General features: G+C 69.2%; 9 protein-coding genes. 5 read left to right on the plus strand and 4 right to left on the minus strand.

The window, feature by feature from the left end:
* Window positions 1-148: 148 nt before the first annotated feature.
* The 5 genes from ABS772_RS21865 (at window position 149) to ABS772_RS21885 (ending at window position 7,548) form a co-directional block, all read left to right on the plus strand.
* Window positions 149-3,358, plus strand: coding sequence for an efflux RND transporter permease subunit (locus ABS772_RS21865; RefSeq protein WP_350396850.1), 3,210 nt, complete (start codon window positions 149-151; stop codon window positions 3,356-3,358).
* 76 nt (window positions 3,359-3,434) lie between these two features.
* Entirely contained in the window at window positions 3,435-4,307 is an 873-nt protein-coding gene (locus tag ABS772_RS21870) for an MBL fold metallo-hydrolase (protein WP_238257703.1), read from the plus strand.
* Between the two features lie 701 nt (window positions 4,308-5,008).
* Complete coding sequence (locus tag ABS772_RS21875; protein WP_350396851.1) at window positions 5,009-6,469, plus strand: methyl-accepting chemotaxis protein; 1,461 nt, start codon at window positions 5,009-5,011, stop codon at window positions 6,467-6,469.
* A gap of 145 nt (window positions 6,470-6,614) precedes the next feature.
* Window positions 6,615-6,821 carry a hypothetical protein gene (locus ABS772_RS21880; protein ID WP_238256871.1) on the plus strand — a complete coding sequence of 69 codons (207 nt, stop codon included), beginning with the start codon at window positions 6,615-6,617 and terminating at the stop codon, window positions 6,819-6,821.
* A gap of 82 nt (window positions 6,822-6,903) precedes the next feature.
* Window positions 6,904-7,548: a DedA family protein gene (locus ABS772_RS21885; RefSeq protein ID WP_350396852.1), complete on the plus strand. Its 645-nt coding sequence runs from the start codon at window positions 6,904-6,906 to the stop codon at window positions 7,546-7,548.
* A 75-nt stretch (window positions 7,549-7,623) separates the two neighbouring features.
* Here the strand turns inward: ABS772_RS21885 and ABS772_RS21890 are convergent, their stop codons facing one another.
* From ABS772_RS21890 to ABS772_RS21905, 4 genes are all read right to left on the minus strand, one after another.
* Window positions 7,624-10,449, minus strand: a complete 2,826-nt coding sequence (locus ABS772_RS21890; RefSeq protein WP_350396853.1) for a bifunctional transaldolase/phosoglucose isomerase — start codon at window positions 10,447-10,449, stop codon at window positions 7,624-7,626.
* Window positions 10,450-10,668: 219 nt separating this feature from the next.
* Window positions 10,669-12,744: a transketolase gene (gene tkt, locus ABS772_RS21895; RefSeq protein WP_350396854.1), complete on the minus strand. Its 2,076-nt coding sequence runs from the start codon at window positions 12,742-12,744 to the stop codon at window positions 10,669-10,671.
* A gap of 51 nt (window positions 12,745-12,795) precedes the next feature.
* Window positions 12,796-14,655 carry a glycoside hydrolase family 15 protein gene (locus ABS772_RS21900; protein ID WP_350396856.1) on the minus strand — a complete coding sequence of 620 codons (1,860 nt, stop codon included), beginning with the start codon at window positions 14,653-14,655 and terminating at the stop codon, window positions 12,796-12,798.
* Between the two features lie 209 nt (window positions 14,656-14,864).
* On the minus strand, window positions 14,865-15,461 hold the full coding sequence (locus ABS772_RS21905) for a hypothetical protein (protein WP_350396857.1): 597 nt from the start codon (window positions 15,459-15,461) through the stop codon (window positions 14,865-14,867).
* Window positions 15,462-15,704 lie beyond the last annotated feature (243 nt).

Consider the following 15,704-nt stretch of genomic DNA (forward strand, 5'->3'; position numbering starts at 1 on the left):
GCGCCGTCGCGGGGGCGAGGCGGGACGCGGACGAGAACGATTCGAGCGCCGACGCTCCCGGACCGACCGGGCAGCGCCGGCCTGGACGCAGACGGCAAGCCGCACGGGTCGCGCCAGCACGCGCACCGGCCGGCGAGAGGTTTGAACGATGCGTTTCGCCCATTTCTTCGTCGACCGGCCGATCTTCGCTTCGGTCACGTCGATCGTCTTCCTGATCCTCGGCTTCGTCGCCTACGAGAAGCTGCCGGTCTCGCAATATCCCGAGATCGTGCCGCCGACCGTGACCGTGCGCGCGAGCTTCCCCGGCGCCAACGCCGAGACGGTGGCCGCCACGATCGCGACGCCGCTCGAACAGGAGATCAACGGCGTCGACAACATGCTCTACATGACGTCGTTGTCGACCAACGACGGCGCGATGCTGCTGACCGTGACCTTCAGGGTCGGCACCAACCTCGATATCGCCAACGTGCTGGTGCAGAACCGGCTCTCGGTGGCGCAGCCGCGCCTGCCGCCGGACGTGCGCAACCTCGGCGTCACCGTCCGCAAGGCCTCGCCCGACCTGATGCTGGTCGTGCACCTGCTCTCGCCCAAGCGCACCTACGACCAGAACTATCTGGCCAACTACATCTACCTCAACATCCGCGACGAGCTGCTGCGCCTCGACGGCGTCGGCGACATCTCGATCTTCGGCGGCAACGAGTACGCCGAGCGGATCTGGATCGACCCGCAGAAGATGGCCGCCTACGGCCTGACCACGACCGACGTGACGAGCGCGCTGCAGGAGCAGAACGTGCAGGTCGCCGCCGGCCAGCTCAACGGCCCGCCCGCCGCGCCGGGCGCGGCCTTCCAGCTCGTCGTGCAGTCGCAGGGGCGCTTCCAGACGCCGGAGGAGTTCGCCGACGTCATCGTCAAGGCGAGCGACGGGCGCCTCGTGCGCGTGCGCGACATCGCCCGCGTCGAGATGGGCCAGAAGGACTACACGACGAACTCCTTCCTCAACGACACCCCCGCGGTCGGCATCGGCGCCTTCCAGCGGCCGGGCACCAACGCGCTCGAGGCCGCGGAATCGGTCAAGGCGACGATGGAGCAGCTGAAGAAGAACTTCCCGCCGGACGTCGAGTACCGCATCGCCTACAACCCGACGGAGTTCATCGAGGAATCGATCCACGAGGTCTACAAGACCCTGTTCGAGGCGGTCCTCCTCGTCGTGATCGTGGTCCTGGTCTTCCTCCAGAGCTGGCGCACGGCGCTGATCCCGGTGATCGCGATCCCGGTCTCACTCGTCGGCACCTTCGCGGTGATGTCGGCGCTGGGCTTCTCGCTCAACAACCTGACCCTGTTCGGTCTCGTGCTCGCCATCGGCATCGTGGTCGACGACGCCATCGTCGTGGTGGAGAACGTCGAGCGCAACATGGCCGACGGGCTCTCCCCCGGCGAGGCGGCCCACAAGACCATGGACGAGGTGGGCGGCGCGGTCATCGCCATCGCGCTGGTGCTGGCGGCGGTGTTCATCCCGACCGCCTTCATCCCCGGCATCTCGGGCCAGTTCTACAAGCAGTTCGCGCTCACCATCGCGGCCTCGACCATCATCTCGGCCTTCAACTCGCTGACGCTGTCCCCGGCGCTCTGCAAGCTGCTGCTGAAGCCGCATCACGAGCACAAGCCGCCGAAGTTCTTCCTCACCCGGTTCGTGAACTGGCTGGCGCATCTGTTCAACCGCGGCTTCGACTGGCTGTCGAACGGCTACGGCCACACCATCCGCGTGCTGACCGGCACCGTGGTCGGCGTGATCGCGATGCTGCTCGTCTACGCCGCCGTGATCGCCGGCACGCTCCACCTCGCCCGGACCACGCCCACGGGCTTCATCCCGGACCAGGACCAGGGCTACCTCATCGGCGTGGTGCAGCTGCCCTCGGGCTCGTCGCTCGACCGCACCACGGAGGTGGTGAACCGGGCCGCGGCGATCGCCCGCAAGATCGACGGCATCACCAACACCGTCATCATCGCGGGCTTCGACGGCGCGACCTTCACCAACACCACCAACGCGGCGGTGATGTTCCTGACGCTCAAGAACGCCAAGGAGCGGGCGTCCCAGGGGCGCAGCGCGGCGGTGATCACCGGCGACGTGATGAAGGCCACCGCCGGCATCCAGGAGGCGCGGGTCATCGTCATCCCGCCGCCGCCGGTGCGCGGCCTCGGCCAGGGCGGCGGCTTCAAGATGCAGATCGAGAGCCGCCAGTCCTCGGAGATCGGCCCGCTGCTCGCGGCGGCCGGCGAGGTCATGGCCCAGGCCAACCAGAGCAAGGACGTGACGCGGGTCTTCACGACCTTCAGCAACGACACGCCGCAGCTCTATCTCGACATCGACCGCACCATCGCCCGCATGCTCAACGTGCCGCTCGCCAACGTCTTCTCGACGGTGCAGACGGCGCTCGGCGGTGCCTACGTCAACGACTTCAACACGCTGGGCCGCATCTACCAGGTGCGCGTGCAGGGTGATGCGATCTACCGGATGTCGCGGCGCGACATCGAGCAGCTGAAGGTGCGCTCCTCCACCGGCGCCCTGGTGCCGATGGGCACGCTGGCCTCGATCCGCGACATCGCCGGCCCGCAGATCGTGCAGCGGTTCAACCTGTACTACTCGGTGCCGCTGCAGGGCGTGGCGCAGGCCGGCGTCTCGACCGGCCAGGCGCTCGACAGCATGGAGGAGATCGCCAAGCGGGCCCTGCCCGAGGGCTACGCCTACGACTGGACCGAGATCGCCTACCAGCAGAAGGCGGCGGGCGGCACGGCCATCTACGTCTTCGCGCTGGGCGTGCTCCTCGTCTTCCTCGTGCTCGCCGCGCAGTACGAATCCTGGGCGCTGCCGCTGGCGATCCTGCTGGTGGTGCCCACCGGCGTACTGGCCGCCCTGTTCGGGGTGCAGTTGCGAGGGCAGGACAACAACATCCTGACCCAGATCGGCCTCATCGTGCTCATCGGCCTGGCCGCCAAGAACGCGATCCTGATCGTGGAATTCGCCCACGACATCGAGAAGAGCGAGCACAAGGGGCCGGTGGACGCCGCCGTCCAGGCCTGCCGCCTGCGTCTGCGCCCGATCCTGATGACGGCCTTCGCCTTCATCCTCGGCGTGCTGCCGCTCGTCATCGCCACGGGCCCCGGCGCCGAGATGCGCCAGGCCCTCGGCACGGCGGTGTTCTTCGGGATGATCGGCGCGACCTTCTTCGGCCTGTTCCTGACGCCGGTCTTCTACGTGGTGATCCGCAAGACGGTGCTGTGGATCAGCCGCAAGCGCGGCAAGGATCCGCACGAGAAGGATCCGCACGGCGAGCCGCACGGAGCCCCGGCCCACGGCTGAGGCGCGACCGCGAAGGGGATGAGAATGCGGCCGGGAGCACTAGCTTCCGGCCGTTCCCGTTTTTGAAGGTTCGCCCGTGCCCGGTTATCTGCCCTTCGCGGGCGCCCTGAAGCTGCCCGCCTACACCTGCGACAATTGCGGCTTCTGGCAGCGCCATTTCGCGGCGCCGCCGCATTGCCCGATGTGCCTCGACGCCCGCCACGTCGTGCCGCAGGACGGCTGGCGCTTCCGCACGGCGCAGGAGGCGCAGGCGGCCTTTCCCTGCCACTGGGAGGAGCTGGAGCCGGGCGTCTGGCGCTTCTGGAACGAGCCGGTCTCCGGCATCGGCCCGAGCGCCTACCTGATCCGGACCGAGAACGGGAATATGGGCTTCGAGGGCTGCCCCGTCTTCAGCGAGGCGGCCCTCGACCAGATCGAGCGGCTCGGCGGCATGCAGGTGCTCTCGGCCTCCCACCCGCATTCCTACGGGGCGCTGGTGCAGCTCCAGGATCGGTTCGATCCGGAACTGTGCCTGCCGGCTTCCGACTTCACCTGGAGCGCGGCGCTTCAGGTCTCCTGGCCCTACGACGACTTCCTCGAGCCCCTGCCGGGCCTCGAACTGCACCGCACGGCCGGCCATTTCGACGGCCACGCCGTGCTGTTCGACCGCAAGCGAAGGATCTGCTTCTGCGGCGACGCCCTCAAGTTCGAGCTCGACCCGAAGGATTTCCGCAAGGCGCTGACGATCTCGGCGCACAAGGCCTTCGTGCGCGGCGTGCCTCTGACGGTGAGCGAGCTCCGCCGCTACCGCGACGTGTTCGAGCGCCTCGACTTCACCCAGACCTGGACCCCGTTCGAGCCGGCGGCCAATGTCGGCCGGGCGGAGGTTCTGGCCCTGATCGACGCGATGCTCGGCAGCCGCCCCCACGCCGCACCCGTGCCGCTGACGGATTTTCGCCGCGACGGCTGATCCGTCATCCGCTCGATCACTTCGGCTTCTCCTGCGTCATTGCTGAGGATGTTCAGCAATTCGCTGATTTTCCAGCCACCGTGATCGATGCCCTGACCCCGTCATTCCGGGGCTCGCCGCAGGCGAGAACCCGGAATCCACCCGAGATGCCGAAAGTCCTGACAGGCGGGCGTGCCCAGTCGTGGATTGCACGCCTCCGTCGCGCCCCTTCGGGTCCGGGCTCCGCTGCGCGGCCCCGGAATGACGGCGGTGGTGACGAAGCTCGCGACGCGCGTCCGCAGCCCTGACGGCAGCGTATCGCGATCATCGAGCTTGTGAACTTCTACGATTGCGAGGCGGAGCCGAAGCGATGACGGGATTGGGCAAGCCCCGAGGTGATCGTTCGGAAACCGTGTGAGACAGACGAAGATGGTCTGAACCGCCAGGCCGGATCGGCGGATACGCGGGTGATCGCGGCATCACGACATCAGGCGATGTCCAGCGTTGCCCGAAAACAATCCTTCCAAGGCGGCATTCAGTCGCCGACGGGCCCGACCCGCCTCGAACTTTTCCTCTTCACGTAAAATTTACCGCGAAAGATGACATTTGCCATAAGGGCAGATTAAGGATGCCGTCGCATCCGTCCACCTCCGCCCCGAAACAATGACGACGCCCATCCGCGCGAGATCATCGGCGGAGATTTGCATCGCGGGGATGCTGTGATGTTCCGTAAATCCAAGCCCAGTGACGCGCAGGCGAAGCTCGACGCACTCGACCGATCGCTCGCCACCATTGAGTTCTCGATGGACGGTACCATCCTGGACGCCAACCAGAACTTCCTGGCCGCGGTCGGCTACGGGCTGGACGAGATCAGGGGCAAGCATCACCGCCTCTTCGTCGATTCCGCCTATGCCGAGACCGCCGAGTACCGCGCCTTCTGGGAGACGCTGCGCGGCGGCCACTACGCGTCGGGCGAGTTCCTTCGCTTCGACAAATCCGGCCGCAAGATCTGGCTGGAGGCGACCTACAACCCGGTGCTCGGGGCGGACGGCACGCCGGAGCGGGTGATGAAGTTCGCGACCGACATCACCGCCAAGAAGAACGAGACGAGCCGGCTCCTGACGATGATCGACGGCATGCCCGTCGCCGTCATGACGGCCGACCCGAAGGACGAGTTCAAGATCAACTATCTGAACCAGACCTCGAAGACGACGCTCGCCACGATCGAGCAGCATCTGCCGATCAAGGTCTCGGAGATGCTGGGCCGCTCGTTCGACGTGTTCCACAAGAACCCGCACCACCAGCGGGCGATGCTGGCCGACAGCAGCCGCCTGCCGCACCGGGCCAAGATCCGGGTCGGCCCCGAGACGCTGGATCTGCGCGTCTCGGCCATCCACGGGCCCGAGGGCGAGTATGTCGGCCCGATGGTCACGTGGTCGGTGATCACGGCGCAGGTCCAGATGTCGACGGACGTCGCGCAGGTGGTCGAGGCGGTGCGCTCGGCGGTGGAGCGGATGGGACACTCGGCGGAGGAACTGTCGCGCTCGGCCGAGGAGGCCCGGCAGCGCGCCGCCTCGGTCGCGGCGAACTCGGAGCAGATGACGGCCTCGATCCAGGAGATCTCGGGGCAGGTCGGCAGCGTCTCCGAACGCGCCCAGAAGATCGCGGCCCAGGCCGAGACGACCGATCAGACGGTGCGCCAGCTCGCCGAGAACGCGCGCAAGGTCGATGCGGTGGTGGCGATGATCCGTTCGATCGCCGACCAGACCAACCTGCTCGCGCTCAATGCCACCATCGAGGCCGCCCGCGCGGGCGCCGCCGGCCGCGGCTTCGCGGTCGTGGCCGCCGAGGTGAAGGCGCTGGCGGAGCAGACCGCCCGGGCGACCGGCGAGATTTCCGGCCAGATCGCCGCGATCCAGAGCGCCACCGGCGAGGCGGTCGAAGCCATCGGCACGATCACCGCGGCGGTGACGGACCTCTCGGGGCTGACGCTCGCCATGGCGAGCGCGGTCGAGGAGCAGGCCGCCTCGACCCACGAGATGTCCGGCAACATCGTCGGCGTCTCGTCGGCGGCGGACGCTACCGGCAGCCACGTCGACGCCGTCCGCGCCATCGCCGGCGACCTGTCGGCGCATTCCGCGGGCCTGGGCGCCAGCGTCGAGAAGTTCCTCAAGGCGAGCTGAGGACGGAAAGCCGGGCGGGCCGGTCTTCCGGGCGTGAGGCCGATGTGCCGTCTGTCACGAAGATCGACGCGTCGATGCAACCGGAGGGCGTCTGGAGGCTTATAGCCACTTCCGCCCCCCCGGCGGTCCGACCCCGTCACCCGCCATGATCGACAGCAAGCATCTCCTCCCACCCGTCTCCGGCCCTTCGACGAATCCGATCCTGTTCGCGATCTCGGAAGGTCTCGCACGGCTGCTGCCGCTGCCGGAGGACGACGCCTTCGGCCTGTCGCGGATCGCGGCGGCCGGGGAGGGCGCGGTGCCGGCTCCGGCCTCGGCCGCGTCCCGATCCGACGCCGACCGGACCGGCTGAGGGAGCGGGGAGGGCCGCCCTGTTGCGGCCACGTTCGTGAACAGACTGCGCGGCGCCTCGACCCGCGGAGACGTTCCCTCTCATGTCCTTCCTCCAAGGACTTCCGATCGCCGACCTCATCGCCCATTACGGCTATCTCGCCGTCTTCGTCGTCGTCGCGCTGGAGAGCGCGGGGGTGCCGATGCCGGGCGAGACCATCCTGATCTCGTCGGCTGTCTATGCCGGCAGCACGGGCAACCTGAACGTCGTCCTCATCGTCGCGGCGGCCGCGGCGGCCGCGATCCTCGGCGACAATGTCGGCTACTGGGTCGGGCGCCGCTGGGGCATGCCGCTGCTGCTGCGCTACGGCCACCTCATCGCCCTCGATCACGGACGGCTCAAGCTCGGACAGTACCTGTTCCGCGAGCATGGCGGGAAGATCGTGTTCTTCGGCCGCTTCACGGCGATGCTGCGGGCCTACGCGGCGGTGCTGGCCGGCGTGAACCGGCTCGATGCCGGCCGCTTCATGCTGTTCAACGGCCTCGGCGGCGTCGCCTGGTCCGGCATCATGGGCTTCGGCGCCTATGCCTGCGGCCGCTCCATCGAGCACATCGTCGGGCCGGTGGGCATCGCGCTCCTGGCCTTCGTCGTCTTCGGCGGGATCGCCCTGTGGCTGTTCATGAAGCGCCACGAGGAGCGTCTGCTGGTGAAGGCGGAAGCCGCGATCCCCGGCCCGCTGACGCACTGATATTTTCGTTTCTGCCGACCGCGGCATGGGCCGTCGACCTCCCCTTTCCCCGCCGAGCGGAGAGAGGGGGAAGTCTCATCCGGCGACCGCTGCCTTGATCGCCGCCGCGACGCGCTTGACGCCCGCGGCCACATCGCCGCCCTTGAGGTGGATTCTCAGCGCCCGGCGCTTACGCTCGGCCAGCACGGCGAAATCGCCCCGCGCCTGCGCCGCGATCACCGTCCTGAAGCCGAGCTTGCGTCCGGGGATCGGCAGGTCGGCCGACGGGTCGGCGGTGATCTGCAGGAACACCCCGGAGGCCGGACCGCCCTTGTAGGCCTGCCCCGTCGAGTGGAGGAAGCGCGGCCCGAATTCCAGGCAGGTCGCGACCTGGCGCGCGTCGCGAACCGCGAGGCGGGCCTCCTGCAGCGCCGCGTGATGCGCCTCGTTGCGCTCGACATAGGCCAGCAGGGCGACGTAATCGCACGGCTTCACACGGGCGAGATGGGCGGCCACGATCGCCTCGAAGCCGTCACCGGAGCGCAGGGCCTCGGCGTTGGCCGCGTCGGCGTAGAGCGCGACCGTCTCGTCCTCGAAGATCGGCGTCTCGGCCGGCAGCGCGCCGGTCTCCTCGGCGCTCGCGAACAGCTTCTTCGTCTCGATCTTGCTCGCCTCGACGTCGGGCTGGTCGAACGGGTTGATGCCGAGCACGGCGCCCGCCACGGCCGTCGCGATCTCGAAGCGGAAGAACTCCTGGGGGAGCTGCTCCACCTTGTCGAGATCGATGCGCACCACCGGCTGCGCCTCGCTCTCCAGGATCTTCACCGCCTCGTCCTGGCGCGAATCGGCGTGGCCGGTCAGGCGCAGATACACGAACAGCCGGTCCTCGCCGTAGACGGCGGGGACGCCGACCGGCTCGCCCTCGATCGGGATGATGCCGGTGCCCTCCTTGCCGGTCGATTCGGCGATGAGCTGCTCGGCCCAGGTCCCGAACGTGTCGATGCCGGGGGAAGCGATGATCGTGATCTTGTCGCGGCCGAACTCCTTGGCGGCGACGCCCATCGCCGCGCCGAGGCGCACGCCGGGATTGGCGGCGGGGGGCACCGCCGGCCCGCAGGAGCGGACCATCATCCGGGCGCTGTCGAGGAAGTCGCGGATCTCGACGCCGGCCGCAGCCGCGGGGACGAGGCCGAAGGCCGAGAGCACCGAGTAGCGCCCGCCGATCTGCGGCACGCCGAGGAAGATTTTTCTGAAGTTGTCGTCCTGCGCGGCCTTCTCCATGGCCGAGCCCGGATCGGTCACGGCGACGAAGTGGCGACCCGCCTTGTCCGCGCCCACCACGTCCTTCATCCGGCCGAGGAAGTAGTCGCGGAAGACGTTGGGCTCCAGCGTCGAGCCGGATTTCGAGGCGACGATGAACAGCGTCCGCTCGAGGTTCACCGCCGCCTCGACGGCGCGGACCTCGTTTGGATCGGTCGAGTCGAGGATGCGCAGCTTCGGGTAGCCGTCGCGGTGGCCGAAGGTCGCGGCGATCACCTCGGGCCCGAGGCTGGAGCCGCCCATGCCGAGCACCACCGCGTCGGTGAAGCCCTCGGCGCGGACCTCTTCGGCGAAGTTCTCGTAGAGCTCGACCCGCTCCAGCTCGTCCTCGACGATGCGCAGCCAGCCGAGCCACTTGTCCTCGTCGCGGCCGGTCCAGACGGTGTTGTCGTGCGCCCAGAGGCGGCGGATCGCGCCGCTGGCGCGCCAGGACTCGACCGCCTTGTCGGTGGCCGTCTGGAGCGCCTCGTCGAACTTGAAGGTCTGGGCGTCGAGCCGGTGATCGAGGAAAGCCGCGCGCTTGCCGGCGACGGCGCCGAGGAGCGCGTCGGCGGCGTCGACGAAGAGTTGCACGCCCTCCTCGACGAGCTGGCGGGCCACCGCCTCGATGTCGATCCCGGCCTCGGCCAGGCGCGCCATCACGGTCTCGGCCTCGCCGACGTTTTCCTCCAGCGTCGCCCGCACCCGGCCGTGGTCGCGGAACGCGTCCATGGTGGCCGGCGGCATGGTGTTGACGGTGTTCTTCCCGATCAGCTCCTCGACGTAGAGCACGTCGGAATAGGCCTTGTTCTTGGTCCCCGTCGAGGCCCAGAGCAGGCGCTGCGCCTTGGCGCCCTTGGCCTCCAGCGCCTCCCACTTGGCCCCCGAGAAAATGCGCTTGTAGCGCTGGTAGGCGAGCTTGGCGTTGGCGATCGCCACCTTGCCCTTGAGATCCTCGTAGCCGCCGACCGCGTCGAGCTTCTTGTCGACGAGGCTGTCGATGCGGCTGATGAAGAAGCTCGCGACGGAGGCGACCTTCGACACGTCGCCGCCGTTCTTCCCGAACTCGGTCAGGCCGTCGATGAAGGCGTTCGCGACCTCCTCGTAGACCGTCTGCGAGAACAGCAGGGTGATGTTGATCGAGATGCCCTCCGCCGTGAGCTGGCGGATCGCCGGAAGGCCGGCGGGGGTGGCCGGCACCTTGACCATCAGGTTGTCGCGCCCGACCGCCGCGTGCAGGCGGCGGGCCTCCTTCAGGGTCTCCTCGGTGTCCAGGGCGAGGTAGGGGGAGACTTCGAGGCTGACATAGCCGTCGGCGCCGTCGCTGGACTCGTAGACCGGCCGGAGCACGTCGGCCGCGGCCTGGATGTCGGCGATGGCGAGCCCCTCGTAGAGGTCGATGACGCGGGCGTCGCTGTGATCGAGGGCGGCCTTGAGGCTGTCGTCGTACTCGGCCGAGTGGCCGATCGCCTTCTCGAAGATCGCCGGGTTGGAGGTGACGCCGCGCAGGTCGTCCTTCTCCACCAGCGCCTTGAGCTCGCCCTTGGCGACGAAGCCGCGGGCCACGAAATCGAGCCAGACCGCCTGCTCGTGCTCGGCGAAGAGGGCGTTCAGCGCGTTCATCTCGGTCGTCCTCGCGTGAATTTTTTTAAAGCGTCCCACACCTGTAGATAGGGCGACGCAGTCGCCTGAACCCTCCCCCCTCTGCGGGGGAGGGTGGCCCTCGCGTGAGCGAGGGTCGGGAGAGGGGAGCGCCGTATCCGGACAGTGCGGAGCCGACCCCTCACCCGCCTGCTTCGCAGGCACCCTCTCCCGCAGAGGGGAGAGGGTGAGTGGTGCACCCTACTTCCTGTGCTTCGCCACCTGCGCGCGGGCGGCCTCCAGCACCTTGTCCGCGGTGAAGCCGAACTTGCCGAGCAGGTCCTTGATCGGGGCCGAGGCGCCGAAGGTGTGCATGCCGACGATGGCGCCCGAGGAGCCGGCGTAGCGGTCCCAGCCGATCACGCTGCCCTGCTCCACCGCCACGCGCGCCAGTACGTCCGGCGGCAGGACGCTGTTGCGGTAGCTCTCGTCCTGGCGCTCGAACAGGTCCCAGGACGGCATCGAGACGACACGGGCCTTCACGCCCTCGCCCGTCAGGGTCTCGTAGGCGCCGACGCAGAGCTGCACCTCGGAGCCCGTGCCGATCAGGATCACGTCGGGCGTGCCCTCGCAGTCGGCGAGCACGTAGGCGCCCTTCGCGGTGCCCGAGGCCGGGCCGTACTTCGACCGGTCGAAGGTCGGCAGCGGTTGGCGCGACAGCGCCAGCACCGCCGGCTGGTCCTTGAGCGAGAAGATCACCCGGTAGGCCTCGGCCACCTCGTTGGCGTCGGCCGGGCGCAGGGTCACGAGGCCGGGGATGCAGCGGAGCGAGAGGATCTGCTCCACCGGCTGGTGGGTCGGTCCGTCCTCGCCCACGCCGATCGAGTCGTGGGTGAAGATGTGGAAGACCGGCAGCTCCATCAGCGAGGCGAGCCGGATCGGCGGGCGCATGTAGTCGGCGAAGACGAGGAAGGTCGCCCCGTAGGCGCGAAGCCCCACGAGTCCGAGGCCGTTCACGATCGAGCCCATGGCGTGCTCGCGCACGCCGAAATGGATGTTGCGCCCGCCGGGCTCGAACGGCGTCAGCGAGCCCGCGCCCTCGAAGGTGAGGTTCGACTTGTTCGACGGCGCGAGATCGGCCGAGCCGCCGAGCAGGAACGGCACGTGCTTGGCGATGGCGTTCAGCACCTTGCCCGAGGATTCGCGGGTCGCCATCCCCTTGGCGTCGGCCTCGAAGACCGGGATGTCCCGGTCCCAGCCCTCCGGCAGGCGGCCTTCGAGGAAGGCGGTCAGGTCCTCGGCATGGGCCGCGTCCGCCGCCTTGGCCTCCTCGAAGAAGCCTTGCCACTGGGCGTAGAGCGCGGCGCCGCGCTTGCCGATGCCGTCGGCGAAGGTGTCGTAGACGCCGTCCGGCACGAGGAACTCGGAATCCTCCGGCCAGCCATAGGCGCGCTTGGCGCCCTTCACCTCGTCGGGTCCGAGCGCGTCGGAATGGGCCTTGGCGGTGTTCTGCTTGGTGGGCGCGCCGTAGCCGATGATCGAGTTGACGATGATCAGGGTCGGGCGGTCGCTCGATTGCAGGAAGGTCTCGAGGGCCGAGGCGATGGCGTGGGTGTCGTTGGCGTCGGCGACGCGGAGCACCTGCCAGCCATAGGCGAGGAAGCGGGCGGCGACCTCTTCCGAGAAGGCGAGCTCGGTATGGCCCTCGATGGTGATGGTGTTGTTGTCGTAGATCCAGCACAGGTTCGACAGGCGCAGATGGCCCGCGATCGAGGCGGCCTCTTGGGAGACGCCCTCCATCAGGTCGCCGTCCGAGCAGATGGCGTAGACGTTGTAGTCGAACAGCGGCAGGTCGGGCCGGTTCAGGCGCTCGCCCTTGAAGCGGCCGCCGATCGCCATGCCGACGGAATTCGCCACGCCCTGGCCGAGGGGACCGGTGGTGGTCTCGACGCCGGTGGTGAAGTGGTATTCCGGGTGGCCCGGCGTGCGGCTGTCGAGCTGCCGGAACTTCTTGATGTCGTCGAGCGCGATCGCGGGGGCGTTGCCGCCGTCCTTCTCCGCCACGCGGGCGAGGTGCAGCAGCCCGTAGAGCAGCATCGAGGCGTGGCCGGCCGAGAGCACGAACCGGTCGCGGTTGGGCCAGTGCGGATGGGCCGGATCGTAGCGCAGATACCGGTTCCACAGGGTGTAGGCCACGGGCGCCAGCGCCATCGGTGCGCCGGCATGTCCGGAATTGGCCTTCTGCACCGCATCGATCGCGAGCGTCCGGATCGTGTCGATCGCGAGCTTGTCGCCCTCGCTCAGGGCCGCCTTCGGGCTCGTGTCTGCACCGCTCATGGAATACCCGTCTTTCTCGCTTCCATCGCCCGCCCGCCGGACGGCATGCGCCTATTGCGCCGCAACGGATTCGCCTGCCCTCGACTCGGAATGGTCCGCGCCGCTGCCTCGTTCCGTCGCCGGACCGATCGCGCGGCTGTAATTGAGGATCGTGTTGACGAGCGCAACATGCGTGAACGCCTGAGGGAAGTTCCCCACCAGCCGTTTTTCGCGCACATCATACTCCTCGGCGACCAGTCCGAGATCGTTGCAGACGCCGATCAGCCGTTCGATCAGGGCATGGGCCTCCTGGCAGCGGCCGAGCCCGATCAGGTTGTCGGCGTACCAGAAGCTGCAGGGCAGGAAGGCGCCCTCGTTGCCGGGCAGGCCGTCGGTGGTCTGCCCCTCCGTCTCGTAGCGCAGGATGAAGCCGTCGCGCATCAGGTGCCGCTCGACGGCCGCCACCGTGCCGACGACGCGGGGATCGTCCTGGGGCAGGAAGCCCATATGCGCGATCAGCAGCAGGCTCGCATCGAGGGCCTTGCTGCCGTAGGACTGGACGAAGCTGTTGAGCTCGCGGTCGAATCCCTTCTCGCAGACCTCGGCGTGGATCTCGTCGCGGATCGCCTTCCAGTGGGCGAGCGGCGGCTCGGAGGGGCGAAGGCCGGCATCGTCCATCATCTCGACGCTGCGGATCGCCCGGTCGAAGGCGACCCAGGCCATGACCTTGGAATGGACGAAGTGGCGCCGCCCGCCGCGCACCTCCCAGATGCCCTCGTCCGGCTCCCGCCACACCGTCTCGAGGTGCTTGATCAGCGCCTGGCCGACGCGCAGGCCCTCCCGGTCCTCGGCCATGCCGCGGGCGCGGGCCTGGAACAGCGCGTCGAACAATTCGCCGTAGACGTCGAGCTGGAACTGCGCGATCGCCGCGTTGCCGACGCGCACCGGCTTCGAACCCTCGTAGCCGGGCAGCCAGTCGAGCTCGATCTCCGGCAGGAGCCGCTCGCCGGCGATGCCGTAGAGGATGTGCGCCTGCTCCGGGTTGCCCGCCACCGCGCGGGTCAGCCAGTCGCGCCAGGCGCGGGCCTCCTCGATGTAGCCCGAATCCATCAGCGCCAGCAGGGTGAAGGTCGAGTCGCGCAGCCAGCAGAAGCGGTAATCCCAGTTGCGCACCCCGCCGAGTTCCTCGGGCAGGGAGGTGGTGGGCGCGGCCACGATCCCGCCGGTCGGCCGGTAGATCAGCGCCTTCAGCGTCAGCAGCGAGCGACGCAGGATGTCGTCCCAGGGCGTCTCCAGGGTGCAGCGGCTCGACCAGTCGCGCCAGAAGCGGTTGGTGTCGGCGAGCCAGCGGCGCGGCTCGATCGGCGGCGGATCCTCCTCGTGCGAGGCGCCGTAGCTGAGGACGAAGCGGACCGCGTCGCCCTTGTAGACCGTGAATTCCGAGATCGTGGTCTGGTGGGTGGAGCCGCGCATCGGCGCGTTGGTGCGCAGGACCACCTTGTGCGGTCCGGAGATGGCGCGCAGGTCCCCGAGTTCGCTGCGCGACACCCACGGCACCGCCGAGCCGTAATCGAAGCGCACGGCCAGCTCCATCCGCATCGCCATCCGGCCCCGCACGCCCTCGACGAGGCGGATCACGTGGCTGCCGTCGCCGACAGGCATGAAATCGGTGACGCGGACCTCGCCCTCATGGGTCTTGTGCGTCGTCTCCAGCACCAGCGAGCCGGTGCGGTAGCGCCAGGAATGCTGCGCGCCCTCCGCCGCCGGGGCGAGTTTCCAGAAGCCGTGCTCCTCCGTTCCGAGCAGGCTCGCGAACAGGGCGGCGGCGTCGAAGCGCGGCATGCACAGCCAGTCGATGCTGCCGTCACGCCCGACCAGGGCCGCGGTGCTCCCGTCGCCGATCAGGGCGTAGTCCTCGATCCGTCCCGCCATCCCGGTCTCCGTCGACGCGTCCGTGCCGAACGGCGCGGGGGATACGCGGGATTCGGCTTGGCCTGCCGAGCGTCACCCGCGAACGCGGCCGCCCCGTCGGGAACGAGGCGCGCGGTCGCCGCTCTGCTCAGCGCGAAGTGGCGCAGCGGCCGCGCTTCGCAAGGTTTCGGGACTAACGATTGTGAAAACGGCGGGACCGGAGCGCGGGCTCAGCGCAGGTCCGAGACGAAGGTGACGACCGAGCTGCCGAGGGTCGCGACGCCGGTCGCCGCGCCGGACACGGCCCCCGTCACCGCGCCGGTGCCGGCACTGCGGGCCGCATCCCAGACCGCGTCGACGGCGGCGAAGGGCAGGGCGCCCGTCGGCAGGAAGCGGTCGCCGTCCTCCTCCGCGCGAGCCATCGAGGCCGGCGGCGGGCTGACCGGCTCGGCGACCTTCGGCGGGCTCGCCGGCTGCGTCGTCGCCATCCGGCTCGCGGGGGCGCGGCGGCGCTCGGGCCGGGCGCCGACGCGCGGGGGACGGGCCGAGGCCGGAGCGGCCTCGCTCGCCGCGACGAGGGGCATGAGACGGGCGAAGGCTTCGCTGGCTGGCCCCGCCTCGACGTCGGCGAGCAGGGCCCGGCCCGGATCGAACGCCGTGAGGCCGGGCACCGCCGCCATGGCCGGAACGGGCCGCGCCGACTCGACCGGCGCCATGGACGGGCCCTTGGCCGGCTCGCGGCAGGCCAGCGAAAGGAGGGCGGCGACCACGGCGAGGCCGAGGGTCGGCAGCAGGGGGGGAAGCACGGGACGGGGGGTCGCGGACATGTCGGGCTTCCGCAGCGGATCGACGACGCGCATGGACCGGCCCCTCCTGATGGATTCGCGAACGGCTTGAGTGTGCGCCCCGGTTTGCGGCAGAAGCGGGGCCGACAGATGTCCGGTTCGTAACTCTCGTCGCGAATCGGGGCGGGCACACGGCTTGCGTGCGGACGCGGCCGCGTCGTCCGGAGCAGGTTCCTCGACACCGACCCACACCAGTCCCACCCGCACGCCTCCCTCGAACGGATC

It is taken from the genome of Methylorubrum podarium (assembly GCF_040270385.1).
GTDB classification, from domain to species: Bacteria; Pseudomonadota; Alphaproteobacteria; order Rhizobiales; family Beijerinckiaceae; genus Methylobacterium; species Methylobacterium podarium.

Coding starts and splice junctions, on each gene's coding strand:
- ABS772_RS21865 (WP_350396850.1), top strand. CDS start 149: ATGCGTTTCGCCCATTTCTTCGTCGACCGGCCGATCTTCGCTTCGGTC.
- ABS772_RS21875 (WP_350396851.1), top strand. CDS start 5,009: ATGTTCCGTAAATCCAAGCCCAGTGACGCGCAGGCGAAGCTCGACGCA.
- ABS772_RS21880 (WP_238256871.1), top strand. CDS start 6,615: ATGATCGACAGCAAGCATCTCCTCCCACCCGTCTCCGGCCCTTCGACG.
- ABS772_RS21885 (WP_350396852.1), top strand. CDS start 6,904: ATGTCCTTCCTCCAAGGACTTCCGATCGCCGACCTCATCGCCCATTAC.
- ABS772_RS21890 (WP_350396853.1), bottom strand. CDS start 10,449: ATGAACGCGCTGAACGCCCTCTTCGCCGAGCACGAGCAGGCGGTCTGG.
- tkt (WP_350396854.1), bottom strand. CDS start 12,744: ATGAGCGGTGCAGACACGAGCCCGAAGGCGGCCCTGAGCGAGGGCGAC.
- ABS772_RS21900 (WP_350396856.1), bottom strand. CDS start 14,655: ATGGCGGGACGGATCGAGGACTACGCCCTGATCGGCGACGGGAGCACC.
- ABS772_RS21905 (WP_350396857.1), bottom strand. CDS start 15,461: ATGTCCGCGACCCCCCGTCCCGTGCTTCCCCCCCTGCTGCCGACCCTC.